The organism is Kurthia sp. YJT4 (genome assembly GCF_030219945.1).
In the GTDB taxonomy this organism is placed as follows: domain Bacteria; phylum Bacillota; class Bacilli; order Bacillales_A; family Planococcaceae; genus Kurthia; species Kurthia gibsonii.
This window is the reverse complement of record NZ_CP126689.1, coordinates 632,529-645,809: the sequence shown is the minus strand read 5'-3', so window position 1 is coordinate 645,809 and position 13,281 is coordinate 632,529. Positions and strand designations below refer to the sequence as shown.

The following is a 13,281-nucleotide window of genomic DNA, read 5'->3' as shown; positions in this document are numbered from 1 at the left end:
AGTTTTTCATTAATTTTAGAAAAGAGCTATGGTTGTAAGCGATTTACTATTGTCATAAATCCCATAGCTCTTTTGAGTTGTTTATTAAATGAATTGAGCTGTTTCAGTTGAGCCCTTCATAGCTGTTGTAGAAGATGTACCACCAGAGATTACTTGTGATACTTCATCGAAGTAACCTGTACCTACTTCACGTTGGTGTTTTGTAGCTGTGTAGCCTAAAGTTTCATCAGCGAACTCAGCTTGTTGTAATTTAGAGTATGCAGCCATACCGTTATCGCGGTAGTCATGCGCTAATTTGAACATGCTGTGGTTTAATGCATGGAAACCAGCTAATGTTACGAATTGGAATTTGTAACCCATTTTACCTAATTCAACTTGGTATTGAGCGATTGTCTCTTCATCAAGGTTCGCTTCCCAGTTGAATGATGGTGAACAGTTATAAGCAAGCATTTTACCAGGGAATTTTGCGTGAATTGCATCTGCGAATTTACGCGCTTCCTCTAGGTCTGGTTTAGATGTTTCACACCATACAAGATCAGCATACGGTGCGTAAGCTAAACCACGAGCGATTGCTTGATCGATACCTGGTTTTGTACGGAAGAAACCTTCTGGTGTACGTTCGCCAGTGATGAAGTCTGCATCACGTGGGTCGATATCGCTTGTTACCATATCTGCTGCGTCTGCATCTGTACGAGCGATGATGATTGTATCAACACCTTGTACGTCTGCTGCTAAACGAGCTGCGATTAAGTTACGGATTGCATTTTGAGTTGGAAGTAATACTTTACCACCTAAGTGACCACATTTTTTCTCAGAAGCTAATTGGTCTTCTAAGTGAACGCCTGCAGCACCCGCTTCAATCATACCTTTGATTAATTCGAATACGTTTAACGGACCACCGAAACCTGCTTCAGCGTCAGCTACGATTGGTGCGAACCAGTCGAAACCGTCGTTACGACCTTCTGCATGGTCGATTTGGTCAGCACGTTGTAGTGCTTGATTAATGCGTTTTACTACTTGCGGTACAGAGTTTGCTGGGTATAAAGATTGGTCTGGGTACATTTGTCCAGCGATATTTGCGTCTGCCGCTACTTGCCAACCACTTAAATAGATTGCTTTTAAACCTGCTTTCACTTGTTGCATTGCTTGGTTACCTGTTAATGCACCTAGTGCGTTAATGAAATCTTCTTCGTGTAAAGATTTCCAAAGGCGAGCAGCACCGCGTTTAGCAAGTGTATGTTCGATTTCAATTGATCCACGTAACTTTAAAACTTCTTCTGCTGAATAAGGACGTTCGATTCCTAACCAGCGGCCATCTTGTGCCCATTTTTCTTCTAAAGCTTTAATTTGTTCTTGTTGTGTCATTTCATCCATCTCCCTTTATTTAAGTAGTAGTAAAACGATAACATTTGACGCTATCAGAAAATACACCCCTGTTTTTTCCAATTCATTTGTTGCATAACAGCTACCGTTGTTATAGACTACTATATAACAACATGATTTACTTGTATTGATTTTCAGACGAAAGATGGTTTTTCTAGGATAGAACAAGATATAGCTGGATAAAGCAAGGTTAAACTAGGAGGATGATTTGAATGATTGAGTCAATTTACAGGGATTTAGCAGAGGATGTTATAGTACAGTACACATCCTTATTACAAGATTGGACCCCGCAAGAGGCAACAATTGCCATTGCTGTAGAAAATAACTACGTTTATTATGCACCTCAACAAGTCGATATTCAAATTTCAATCGGACAATCCATTGCACCAACGAGTATTGCACAGCTCGTTTATGAAAGCGGTCGCAAAGTGGAACAAACGATTGATAATCCTTATGGAAGTGGGAGCTATCATGGCATTGGTTATCCTATTACCGTGCACGAGAAAAAGGGCGTGCTTCTCATCGTTCTACCAAGTCGAAAGAAAGAAAAACCACTTTACTTTATTACAGGTCGAAATGAAGACGAATGGCAGCCAATTCCAATCGAAGACGTTTCATTCTTTGAAAGCTTAAATAAGAAAAATTGGTGTTACCAGCAAAATGAACTATTTCAAATTTCATTAACTATGAAAGATTTAGCGAATCGCCTACCTGAATATTTTATTCGTATTCATCGATCGTACATTATCAATATTCGAAATATCTCAAAAATCACACGTGACTTTGCCTCGAACTTATTAATTGTTATGAAAGATGGAAAACAATTACCTGTCTCACAGTCTTATGTAACGGATTTAAGAAAGGCTTTAGAATTTTAAATATATTAATAGGAAGTTATTTAAATGAATTTGAATAAAAAGAGCTAGCCATAACGCTAATTGTAGAGAGTATAAAATATTTTGTGTAAATAGAAAATTCCATGTAAAAAGGAAGACCCTTTCTTGGTAGAATTAAGTCACCACAACCAATCCTAGAAAAGAGGTCTTCCCTATGAATCAGTTTACAACAGAAATTGTCGATGCACTAGTCAAAAAACAAGATATTACCGAGGTTTTTCGTTCGCACTTGGAAATGGCGATCAACTCGCTACTGGCGACAGAGCTGACGGAATTTTTGGATTATGAAAAATACGATCGTATCGGGTTCAACTCAGGCAATTCTCGCAATGGGTCTTATTCGCGTACACTTCACACGGAGTACGGCGATTTAACGCTTCAAATCCCGCGTGATCGCAACGGTGAGTTCAAGCAACAGACAGTGGCACCGTATAAGCGCTCGAACGATACGCTGGAAGAAACCGTGATTCACCTGTTCAAAAAAGGAATTACGATGGCGGAAATTGCGCAATTAATCGAGAAAATGTATGGGCATCACTATACGCCTCAAACGATTTCGAATATGACAAAGGCTGTTTCAGAAACGGTAGAAGCCTTTAATAACCGTCCGTTGCACAATCGTTACGTAGTCGTGTATTTAGACGCGACCTATATTGCCGTGCGTCGTGATACGGTGTCAAAAGAGGCGGTCTATATTGCGGTCGGCATTCGTGAAGACGGCTCGAAAGAAGTGCTTGGTTATACGATTGCCCCAACGGAATCTGCTTACAACTGGCAGGAGCTATTAGAAGAGCTGACGGACCGTGGTGTAAAAGACGTGCTGTTATTCGTATCAGACGGCTTAAAAGGCATGGCAGACGCTGTGTTCAACGTGTTTCCAAAGGCAAAATATCAGGTGTGCCTTGTCCATGTGGCGCGCAATATCATGCATAAAGTACGCGTAGAAGATCGCAAGGAAGTATGCGAGGATTTTAAAACGATTCACCAAGCAAAGGACGCCGAAGCAGCGAAAGAAGCGCTCGAGACGTTCTGCGAAAAATGGGGCAAATCGTATATAAAGGTCGCACAAGGCGTACGAGAAAACCCGTATTTACTGACGTTTTACAGCTTTCCAAAGGCGATTTGGCGAAGTATCTACTCGACGAATTTAATCGAGTCGTTTAATAAACAAATCAAGAAATACACGAAGCGCAAGGAACAGTTCCCGAGTGAAGAATCGTTGGAACGCTTTTTAGTGACGCAGTTCGAGGACTATAATCAACGTTTCGCCACACGCTGCCACATTGGCTTCAATCAGGCCCGTGCGGAGCTAGAAGAGATGTTTGAGCAGCTGCACGAACCGGCAAACTAAACCGGAACGCGCCAGCGCGAAATTTGAGTGTGTAGGAAAGGGCTAGCCCTTTCCTACACACTCAAATCAACACTTCGAACAAGTACAATTGAATACACAGGTGATGAGCTACCTTGAATGGGTGAATGGTCATTTACACAAAATTATTGACAGTACCTAATTGTATTTGAAATAGCGTTGTGACTAGCTTTTCTAATTTATATAGAAAGAAGATACTTTTTTATAAAAATGACTTGAAATATCAACGTATTTTTGTAATAATGGATATCGTTTGAGTAAACTTGAAGTTTACTTTAACAATACTTTCAAATCTGTAAGTTTACCAAAAGTAAACTTGATCGAGGAGAATATTTATGCAAATCGGCAAAAAAATTAAACGATTACGTTTAAGGAAGGAACTCACTCAAGAGGAACTAGGTGAACGTACCGATTTAACAAAAGGCTATATTTCACAATTAGAGCGTGATCTCAACTCCCCTTCCATTGAAACTTTATTCAATTTATTAGAAGTTCTTGGTTCTACACCAAAAGAATTTTTCGACGATGAAACCGATGATCAAAAAGTTGTTTATACAACTGAAGACCAAACCGTCTATACAGACGAAGAAAAAAAATACAAACTTCAGTGGTTAATCCCCACATCAAATGAAAAAGAAATTGAACCTGTCATCCTAACCTTCGAGGAAAAAGGGGAGTTCAAACAATTTGAACCTTCCCCGTCTGAAACCTTTATCTATGTATTAGAGGGACGTGTCCGTATCGTATTAGGAACAGAGGAATTTATTGCTACTGCAGGTGATTCTGTTTATTATGAAGCAATTGACTCACATCAAATCTTAAATGCATTTGCAGGGAGAACTCAACTACTGTTAGTCGCAACAGAATCTTATTTGTAGCTTAGGAGGCCTAGTACATCATGTCAGAAAATATTATTATCTCGTTTAACAACGTGTCAAAGTCGTACAGCGACGGTACACAGGTGTTAAAGGGCGTCAACTTTGAACTTGAAAGAGGAAAATTCTACACTTTACTTGGACCATCAGGTTGTGGTAAAACGACGATTTTACGTTTAATCGCTGGTTTTATGGAACCATCACAAGGTGAAATTTTATTTAATGGAAAGAACATTAATAAAGTGCCTGCTAATGAACGCCAAGTAAATACGGTCTTTCAAGACTATGCACTATTTCCACATTTAAATGTTTTTGAGAATGTTGCTTTTGGTTTACGTATTCAAAAGGTAAATAACGCTGAAATTACACGCCGCGTTGAAGAAGCATTAAAATTCGTCAACCTTGCAGGGTACGGTAAACGCGAAATTCAAGAGATGTCAGGGGGTCAACGTCAACGTGTTGCGATTGCACGCGCGATTGTTAATGATCCTGAAATTATCTTATTAGATGAACCACTATCTGCTCTTGATTTAAAGCTTCGTACTGAGATGCAATACGAATTACGCGAATTACAACAACGTTTAGGCAAGACATTCATCTTTGTAACACATGACCAAGAGGAAGCACTTGCGATGAGTGATGAAATCTTTGTTTTAAATGAAGGAAATATTCAACAAAGCGGGACACCAGTTGATATTTATGATGAACCAATTAATCGCTTTGTAGCTGACTTTATCGGCGAATCAAATATTATTTCTGGCATCATGGTACGCGATTTTGTTGTTAATATGAACGGTCAAGAATTTGAATGTGTTGACCAAGGTTTAAACCCAAATGAAAAAGTAGATGTGGTTATTCGTCCGGAAGATTTAGAATTAACAACTGTCGAACAAGGAAAACTTGTTGTAACAGTCGATTCGCAATTATTCCGCGGCGTACACTATGAACTTTCTACATTTGATGAAGCTGGTAATGAATGGCTTGTTCATTCACTGAAAAAAGCCGATGTTGGTGCAAAAATCGGTTTAGATTTCGATCCAGAATCAATTCACATCATGCGTTTAAATGAATCTGAAGAAGATTTCGATAAACGTTTAGAATCATACGGAGATGACCACGATGAAAAATAAGGGCGGAGTTTTCTCTCTTATCCCTTACTATGCATGGGTTGTACTATTCGTTGTCGCACCAATCTTACTCGTACTGTACTACTCAATGCTCGATTTAGATGGTCATTTTACACTTGAAAACTATAAAAACTTCTTTACGAGTGTCTATTTTGAGATGACATTAAGTTCGTTCTGGTATGCGTTCTTAATTACTTTATTCTCATTACTCGTTTCATACCCTGCTGCTTATTTAATTACAAAATTAAAACATAAACAGTTATGGTTAATCTTAATTATTATCCCTTCATGGGTGAACTTATTATTAAAAACATATGCATTCATTGGTATTTTTGGTAACAAAGGTCCGATTAATGCTTTCTTAGCTGCAATTGGTATTGGTGAACAGCAAATTCTATTCACGAATTTCAGTTTCATCTTTGTATCTGTTTATATCTTTATTCCATTTATGATTTTACCTATTTTTAATGCACTGGATAAATTAAATCCTGCATTAATTGATGCTGCACGTGACTTAGGTGCTTCACGCATTACAACATTCCGTCGCGTCATTATTCCATTAACAATGAATGGTATTAAAGCAGGTGTTCAAGCTGTATTTATCCCAGCGCTATCACTATTCATGATTACTCGCTTAATCGCAGGTAACAAAGTCATTACACTTGGTACAGCGATTGAACAACAATTCTTAGTTGCGCAAAACTGGGGAATGGGTTCAACCATTGCTGTATTCCTAATCATCGTTATGTTTATCATCATGTTCCTAACAGGTTCTAAAGAGAAGGGAGAGACACAAAATGGAAAGACTAAGTAAAGGTTCTAAAGTCTATTTAGCACTTGTCATGGTCGTTTTATACGCACCCATCTTTTTCCTAATCTTCTACTCTTTCAACAGTGGTGGTTCGATGGTAAACTTCAAATCATTCACATTGGAACATTATAAAGCGGTTTTTGAAGATGATCGTCTACTCATTATTTTAATGAATACAATCATTGTAGCTTTACTCTCAGCACTCATTTCGACATTCATCGGAACACTTGGTGCAATCGGTATTTCATCCATGCGTAATCGTAAATTACGTAATACAGTCTTATCAATGAATAATGTATTAATCGTAAGCCCTGACGTTATTATCGGTGCTTCATTCTTAATTCTCTTTACAATTGTGGGTGTGAAACTCGGCTTTATGTCGGTAGTATTAAGTCATATTGCCTTTAGTATTCCAATCGTTGTTATTATGGTATTACCAAAACTACAAGAGATGAGCAGTTCATTAATTGATGCTGCACGTGATTTAGGTGCTTCACAACGTGATATTTTAACGCGTGTCATCATTCCATTTATTAAACCAGGTATTTTTGCTGGTTTCTTCATGGCTTTAACTTACTCATTAGATGATTTCGCTGTTACGTTCTTCGTTACGGGTAATGGTTTCAGTACATTATCTGTTGAGATTTATTCAATGGCACGTGCTGGTGTATCACTAACAGTTAATGCGATTTCAGGTTTAGTATTCTTTGTCACAATTATTCTTGTACTTGGCTATCACTTTATTACGACACGTAAAAAAACGGGGGTGCGTAATTAATGAAATCACTTATACGCATTAGTATTGCCCTACTCGCTGTTTGCGGTATCTTATTCTATGCGGTACATTCGCTGAGCCAATCATCTGGTGTATCAGGCAAAAAAGTTTTAACAGTTTATAACTGGGGCGAATATATCGACCCTGCCCTACTTAAAAAGTTTGAAAAAGAGACAGGTATTCACGTCGTTTATGAAACATTCGATTCAAATGAAGCGATGATGACAAAGATTGAACAAGGCGGAACAAACTACGATATCGCCGTTCCATCTGAATACACAATCGAACAAATGAAAGAAAAAAATCTATTATTACCTGTTAATCATAAAGACATTCCGAATTTAAAAAATATTGATAAAGACTTTTTAGATTTACCATTCGATCCAAAAAACCAATATTCAATTCCTTATTTCTGGGGAACAGTTGGGATTGTTTATAACCCTAAATTATTAGGCGACAAATATAAATTCGAACGTTGGGATGATTTATGGGATCCTTCTTTAAAAGGTAAAGTAGTCTTAGTAGATAGTGCGCGTGAAGTGCTTGGTATGGGATTGAACAGTATGGGTAAGTCACTGAACTCAACAGATTCAAAAGAGTTAAATGCTGCAACAGACAAGCTAATTAAGATGGGACCGAACGTCAAAGCAATTATCGGTGATGAAGTAACACAGCTGATGATTAATGAAGATGCGATGGTCGCGCTAACATGGTCTGGACAAGCAGCAGATATGATGTATGAGAACGAAGATTTAACATACACAGTGCCAAGCGAAGGTTCAAACTTATGGTTTGATAATATGGTCATTCCAAAAACGTCTAAAAACGTAGAGGGCGCACATAAATTCATTAACTTCATGTTAGAACCTGAAAATGCAGCCCAAAATGCAGATTATGTCGGTTACTCAACACCAAATAAAGCGGCTCTTTCTCTGCTTGATGAAGAAGTAGTAAACGACGAACGTTACTACCCTTCGAAAGAAACACGCGAAAACTTACATGTTTATAAAAACCTTGGCCTTGAAAAAATCGGGGAATACAATGAATTATTCCTGAAATTTAAAATGGCAATTAATGAATAAATGGACTGTAGATGAATTCGTTTCATCTACAGTTTTTTTGATGTTTCAACATGGTTGTTCTCCTTATAAAAAGGAATACTACAAGTAAGGTTGTTTCAGTCAAAAGAAGTAGATTTTTTTCATTGCGATTCTATACTATAGCCGTTATTATTTAGCTATACGAAATACTCAACAAAGGAGCCTTTTATGGAAAAGAAAGTAAAATTAGCACTCGCACTCTTAATGTTCAACATGTTTATTTCCATGAGTGGTATCGGATTAATTATTCCCATCATGCCACATTATTTACAAGGCTTTGGAGGACAAGGCGCTGTACTTGGTTTTTTAATCGCCAGTATCGCACTTGCACAATTCATCTTCTCTCCACTCGCTGGATCTCTCTCTGACCGTTTTGGTCGAAAAAAACTCATCGTAATCGGGCTACTGATTAATGGTACGTTCATGACTTTATTCGGTGTCGCGAGCCATCTTTACGAACTCTATATCTTCCGCTTTTTAACAGGTGTGGGTTCTGCCTTCATCACACCACCCATCATGGCATATGTAGCAGACATTACAACTGGGAAACAACGTGGGAAAGCGATGGGACTAATTGGCGCAGCTATTTCGCTTGGTTTTACAATTGGACCCGGTCTAGGTGGTTTATTGTCCAATATTAATTTACACTTCCCATTCTATTTCGCTGGTGCTGCAGCTATTTTAGCAGGTATTTTAACGATGTTCTTGCTTCCTGCAACAAAACCAGTCGTAGCAAAAGGTGCGAAAAGTACAGGTAGTGGTAATATTTTAAAAGACATGAAAACTTCTTTCACTACACCTTATTTTGTTCTACTATTAGTTGTTTTCATCTTCACATTTGGTATCGCAAACTTCCAATCTTCTATGTCACTATTTTTAACGTATAAATTTGACTTCACACCGAATCAAATTGCCATTGTCTTAACTGTTGGTGGCTTCATCGGTGTGATTGTTCAGGGACTATTATTAGACAAGCTGTTCAAACGTTTTGGTGAGATGCGCATTATTCTGTTCAGTCTCGTTATCGCATCAATCTTTACAGTTTGTATGATTTACATTAGTGGATTCTTCCTTATCCTAGTTGTTGCAACAATTTTCCAAACAGCGGCTATTCTTATTCGTCCAGCAGTCAATACACTCATTTCCTATGCTGCTGGGAAAGAACAAGGTTTTGCTTCTGGTATGAACAACTCCTATATGTCTCTTGGGAATATGATTGGACCCGCAATTGCAGGTACATTATTCGATATTAATATGTCGATTCCATTCATCGTAGGTGGTGCCGTTCTCATGATTTGCTTCGTGATCACCTATGTATGGCAAAAGCGAAATCCCATTCAAAGACCTGTACATCAACAACCGAATATCGACTTGGATACAAAAGCATAAACAAAAAAGAATCGCGTAACTTATCACGCGATTCTTTTTTCGTACTTATATTGTGTTGTGTAAATCAAGATGCACGCCTTGAAGACTTCATAACTTTTTTACGTTCTTTTAATAAATCAATGAGATCTTCTCGATTCATGAGTGTCACATGACAAGCAGTAGCTAATTGCTTTGCGGCCTGTGTGTAATAATTATTCGTAATCACCCATGCTTCATTTGCTTCATAAAAAGCCTGTGCTGCATAAATTTCTTGTACTGCTTTTAAACCAACTTTATCTTGATAACGCTTTGCTTGAATCACAATTTTCCCTTCATCATGTTGTAACATGACATCTGCCCCAAAATCATTAGAGCGCTGCGTTGCAACTGCTTCGTAACCTAAGTCTTCAAATACATGTGCTAAAAAGTCCTCAAAAACATATCCGTCCATTTCATCGACATCACGAATTTGTGTCGTCTGCATTAATCGTTCATAGGATTTTCTTCTTTTTCTTTCTTGAATAAAGCGAATCAATATCGAAAGGAATAAAAGAATCCCAACCGCGATGGCACCCCATACGATATATTCAATTAATTGGTTCATCTGTGTACTCCTTTATTTACGTAATCTGTTTTATCATACAGAAAGTAGCAAAAGAGAACAAGTGTTTTATTTATTTCAAGTGGAATTGTCGAAGAAATCCTTCTACAAATAAAATATTTTGTTCGATGAGATTTTCATCGGGTGATATTTTCGCATGGTGTAGTCCATAAGGGGTATTCGCCCCAGCCCAAAACATCGCGCCCGGAATCTCTTTTAAAAAGAAACCAAAGTCCTCCCCAGTCATCGCTGGTGGGCATTCGTACGCTGTCATACCTTCTACAGAATCTGCATATTGAAGAAGCGATGTCGCACAGTGTGCATCATTGTACACTTGATAATACATTGAACCATAGTCAACCGTCACATCACATTCAAATGCAAGAGCAGTCGCCTCACACAATGTTTGAATACGTTTTTTTATTTGCGCCATACTCTCAGCTGTTACTGTACGGATTGTTCCTTCCAAACGTGCAGCATCTGAAATAACGTTTTGTACGGTGCCAGAAGTCATTTTACCAACTGTAATAACAGAACCTTCTAATGGATTGATATTACGACTGACAATCGTCTGTAGTTGCATAATAAGCGATGCAGCTGCAACAGTCATATCTTTTGTATGGTGCGGAAATGCTGCGTGTCCACCTAGTCCTTTTAAATCAATAAAAAGTTCAGATGTATTTGCAAATAACATACCAGGTCGTGTTGCAACAGTTCCAACAGGATACTCTGGTGCGATGTGACATGCAAACATATAATCCGGAAGTAGTTCTGGATGTTTTGCCTTCACCCACTCTAACATAGGCTCTGCGCCTCCAGGGCCTTCTTCAGCAGGTTGGAAGTACAATAAAATCGTATGCTCTGGTTGAACATCCGCAAATCGTTTCGCAAGCCCTAGCGCAATCGTCATATGGAAATCATGTCCACAGGCATGCATAAATCCCTCATGTTCAGAAGCATATGACAAATCCGTTTGTTCTTGAACGGGCAAACCATCTAAATCTGTTCTCCATCCTAATTGCAAACGAGGATTAATACCTTCAATAACTAAAATAAAACCCGTTCGCCATTTTATGATACGCATATAGGGCTTTATAAACGATGTAATTGTATCGAGTAAATATTGTTGCGTCTTAAACTCTTGAAAACCAATCTCCGGAATTCTATGTAAATCCCTTCGAACTTCCATAAAAGACTTCACACCATTCACCTCTTATATTTTTCTTAAATCTTGCATAATTTCTGTTTTTGATTTTGTTTTTTCATCAATTTTTTTAATTTCACGTGCTGGAATACCTGCAACTACTGTATAAGGTTCAACATCTTTTGTTACGACAGCACCTGCTGCAATTACTGCACCTTCTCCTACTCGTACTCCTTCTAGAAGAACTGCATTTGCACCAATCATTACATTATTTTCAACTACTACAGGGTCAGCACTTGGGGGTTCAATCACACCTGCTAAAACGGCACCTGCTCCAATATGGCAATCTTCTCCCACTGTTGCACGACCACCCAATACAACATTCATATCAATCATCGTACGTGCGCCAATTTCCGCACCAATATTAATAACACTACCCATCATGATTACTGCGTTATCACCAATTGTAACTTGATCTCGAATAAGTGCGCCTGGTTCGATACGTGCATTAATCGCTTTTGTATCTAATAAAGGCACAGCTGAGTTACGTCGGTCTTGCTCGATTACGTAATCTTCAATCTGTGCCTCATGTGCGTTGATTGCTTGTTCAATTTGTGACCAGTCACCAAATACAACTATGGAATTACCTTCACCAAATACTTTACTATCTGTACCAAAGTCTAATGAAGACACATTTGTACCTTTTACATAAACTTTAACTGGTGTTGTTTTTTTGGCATTTGCTAAGTAAGCGATAATTTCTTGTGCGTTTAACTTTTTCATTGTGCATTTCCTCCTATTGAAAAAAAGATGCACTAATTGTAACCGATTATTCAAAAAATTTCACTTATTTTTTGAATAATCATACAAACATTCTGCATGTTGTTGCACAATTTCAACAAAAGCTGCTACTTGACGGAGCTCAAAACTCGAATCATATCCAATCAACCATGTATCACGTGTTAGTGCAAATTTTTCATCATCACTGACGAGGTTGATTCGATTGACATCTTCTTCGCCTGTCAATGTAATAGACGGTAAAATCGCATAGCCAATACCATTCAGTGCCATCTGCTTACACGTTTCGATTTGGTCAACTGTGATTTGATGCTTTGGACTTGAAGAAAATTGTCGTTGCCACCATTGTTGAATTTCTTGATAATAATTCGAATCACTTTTGAATTGAATAAAAGGTCGTTCAGTCTCAAATACCTCATCCAGTGATTTAATTTCTTTATCTACTAAGTACATTGTATCTCTAAATAAATGTGTTTTTCGGCCTTTCCAATCAGAATGCCCACGTACAATCCCAATATGTGCTTCACCATCATATAGCGCTTTGACAATTTCAGATGACCAGCCTGTCATGAGCGAAATTTTCGCATCTGGATATTTTTGTACGAACTCTTTTAATACTTGTGGCAACCATGTGTGCCCAACAATTGAAGCACATGCAATTTTCAATGTTCCATGTACTTTTTGTGTTAACGACTGTAGTTGTTCATACACTTCTTCTCGTCTAGTAGCCATCTCATTCGCATATTGAATAACAAGTTCACCAGACGGGGTAGGTGTTAAACCTTTTTGTGAACGTAAAAAAAGCTGCGTTCCCCAATCTTTTTCAATTGATTGTAAGCGTTGTGAAAGTGCTGGTTGCGATAAAAATAGGCGTTCTGCTGCTTTTCTCATATTTCCTTCTTCAGCTAAAATCTTTAAAATTTGTGCTTCAGATGTTGTCATGCGAACACCTCCATATACGTATTCAAAATGTATGTAGTTCAAAATAATAAAAGGACCTGTCTCATCCGTTCTCTTAAGACAGTTCCTTTTAA

The 13,281-nt window shown here is 38.1% G+C and carries 13 protein-coding genes; 8 read left to right on the top strand and 5 right to left on the bottom strand.

Annotated elements, in window-relative coordinates; translation table 11 throughout:
- Positions 1 to 84: 84 nt before the first annotated feature.
- Entirely contained in the window at positions 85 to 1,365 is a 1,281-nt protein-coding gene (gene aceA, locus QN089_RS03055; protein WP_087682393.1) for an isocitrate lyase, read from the bottom strand.
- Positions 1,366 to 1,595: 230 nt separating this feature from the next.
- On the opposite strand from aceA, the gene QN089_RS03050 reads away from it, so the two are divergent.
- The 8 genes from QN089_RS03050 (at position 1,596) to QN089_RS03015 (ending at position 9,725) form a co-directional block, all read left to right on the top strand.
- Positions 1,596 to 2,261, top strand: coding sequence for a LytTR family DNA-binding domain-containing protein (locus tag QN089_RS03050; protein WP_285215935.1), 666 nt, complete (start codon positions 1,596 to 1,598; stop codon positions 2,259 to 2,261).
- A 172-nt stretch (positions 2,262 to 2,433) separates the two neighbouring features.
- Positions 2,434 to 3,630 (top strand): IS256 family transposase, encoded by a 1,197-nt coding sequence (locus QN089_RS03045; protein ID WP_285215039.1) that lies wholly within the window; start codon positions 2,434 to 2,436, stop codon positions 3,628 to 3,630.
- A gap of 353 nt (positions 3,631 to 3,983) precedes the next feature.
- Positions 3,984 to 4,526 (top strand): helix-turn-helix domain-containing protein, encoded by a 543-nt coding sequence (locus QN089_RS03040; RefSeq protein ID WP_068455234.1) that lies wholly within the window; start codon positions 3,984 to 3,986, stop codon positions 4,524 to 4,526.
- Positions 4,527 to 4,546: 20 nt separating this feature from the next.
- Positions 4,547 to 5,653, top strand: a complete 1,107-nt coding sequence (locus QN089_RS03035) for an ABC transporter ATP-binding protein (RefSeq protein WP_068455237.1) — start codon at positions 4,547 to 4,549, stop codon at positions 5,651 to 5,653.
- Positions 5,643 to 6,464, top strand: coding sequence for an ABC transporter permease (locus QN089_RS03030; protein WP_068455239.1), 822 nt, complete (start codon positions 5,643 to 5,645; stop codon positions 6,462 to 6,464). The genes QN089_RS03035 and QN089_RS03030 overlap by 11 nt, the downstream gene beginning before the upstream one ends.
- A complete protein-coding gene (locus tag QN089_RS03025; RefSeq protein WP_068455242.1) occupies positions 6,448 to 7,239 on the top strand; it encodes an ABC transporter permease in 792 nt (263 codons plus the stop codon). Before QN089_RS03030 ends, QN089_RS03025 begins: the two co-directional genes overlap by 17 nt.
- A complete protein-coding gene (locus QN089_RS03020) occupies positions 7,239 to 8,318 on the top strand; it encodes an ABC transporter substrate-binding protein (RefSeq protein ID WP_068455244.1) in 1,080 nt (359 codons plus the stop codon). Before QN089_RS03025 ends, QN089_RS03020 begins: the two co-directional genes overlap by 1 nt.
- A gap of 186 nt (positions 8,319 to 8,504) precedes the next feature.
- Positions 8,505 to 9,725: an MFS transporter gene (locus QN089_RS03015; RefSeq protein WP_068455247.1), complete on the top strand. Its 1,221-nt coding sequence runs from the start codon at positions 8,505 to 8,507 to the stop codon at positions 9,723 to 9,725.
- A 64-nt stretch (positions 9,726 to 9,789) separates the two neighbouring features.
- Here the strand turns inward: QN089_RS03015 and QN089_RS03010 are convergent, their stop codons facing one another.
- The 4 genes from QN089_RS03010 to QN089_RS02995 all read right to left on the bottom strand — a co-directional run bounded on the left by QN089_RS03010 (position 9,790) and on the right by QN089_RS02995 (position 13,189).
- The gene (locus QN089_RS03010) at positions 9,790 to 10,308 is read right to left on the bottom strand and encodes a restriction endonuclease (protein WP_121175774.1); all 519 of its coding nucleotides are present in this window, start codon (positions 10,306 to 10,308) and stop codon (positions 9,790 to 9,792) included.
- Positions 10,309 to 10,378: 70 nt separating this feature from the next.
- Positions 10,379 to 11,506: an N-acetyldiaminopimelate deacetylase gene (locus QN089_RS03005; protein WP_285215934.1), complete on the bottom strand. Its 1,128-nt coding sequence runs from the start codon at positions 11,504 to 11,506 to the stop codon at positions 10,379 to 10,381.
- A 12-nt stretch (positions 11,507 to 11,518) separates the two neighbouring features.
- The gene (gene dapD / locus QN089_RS03000) at positions 11,519 to 12,232 is read right to left on the bottom strand and encodes a 2,3,4,5-tetrahydropyridine-2,6-dicarboxylate N-acetyltransferase (RefSeq protein WP_285215933.1); all 714 of its coding nucleotides are present in this window, start codon (positions 12,230 to 12,232) and stop codon (positions 11,519 to 11,521) included.
- Between the two features lie 60 nt (positions 12,233 to 12,292).
- Positions 12,293 to 13,189 carry a transcriptional regulator CcpC gene (locus QN089_RS02995; protein ID WP_068455258.1) on the bottom strand — a complete coding sequence of 299 codons (897 nt, stop codon included), beginning with the start codon at positions 13,187 to 13,189 and terminating at the stop codon, positions 12,293 to 12,295.
- Between the last annotated feature and the right edge of the window lie 92 nt (positions 13,190 to 13,281).

Bases quoted from the DNA above. Each gene is read 5' to 3' on its own strand.
- aceA (WP_087682393.1), bottom strand. From the start codon at position 1,365: ATGACACAACAAGAACAAATTAAAGCTTTAGAAGAAAAATGGGCACAA.
- QN089_RS03050 (WP_285215935.1), top strand. From the start codon at position 1,596: ATGATTGAGTCAATTTACAGGGATTTAGCAGAGGATGTTATAGTACAG.
- QN089_RS03045 (WP_285215039.1), top strand. From the start codon at position 2,434: ATGAATCAGTTTACAACAGAAATTGTCGATGCACTAGTCAAAAAACAA.
- QN089_RS03040 (WP_068455234.1), top strand. From the start codon at position 3,984: ATGCAAATCGGCAAAAAAATTAAACGATTACGTTTAAGGAAGGAACTC.
- QN089_RS03035 (WP_068455237.1), top strand. From the start codon at position 4,547: ATGTCAGAAAATATTATTATCTCGTTTAACAACGTGTCAAAGTCGTAC.
- QN089_RS03030 (WP_068455239.1), top strand. From the start codon at position 5,643: ATGAAAAATAAGGGCGGAGTTTTCTCTCTTATCCCTTACTATGCATGG.
- QN089_RS03025 (WP_068455242.1), top strand. From the start codon at position 6,448: ATGGAAAGACTAAGTAAAGGTTCTAAAGTCTATTTAGCACTTGTCATG.
- QN089_RS03020 (WP_068455244.1), top strand. From the start codon at position 7,239: ATGAAATCACTTATACGCATTAGTATTGCCCTACTCGCTGTTTGCGGT.
- QN089_RS03015 (WP_068455247.1), top strand. From the start codon at position 8,505: ATGGAAAAGAAAGTAAAATTAGCACTCGCACTCTTAATGTTCAACATG.
- QN089_RS03010 (WP_121175774.1), bottom strand. From the start codon at position 10,308: ATGAACCAATTAATTGAATATATCGTATGGGGTGCCATCGCGGTTGGG.
- dapD (WP_285215933.1), bottom strand. From the start codon at position 12,232: ATGAAAAAGTTAAACGCACAAGAAATTATCGCTTACTTAGCAAATGCC.
- QN089_RS02995 (WP_068455258.1), bottom strand. From the start codon at position 13,189: ATGACAACATCTGAAGCACAAATTTTAAAGATTTTAGCTGAAGAAGGA.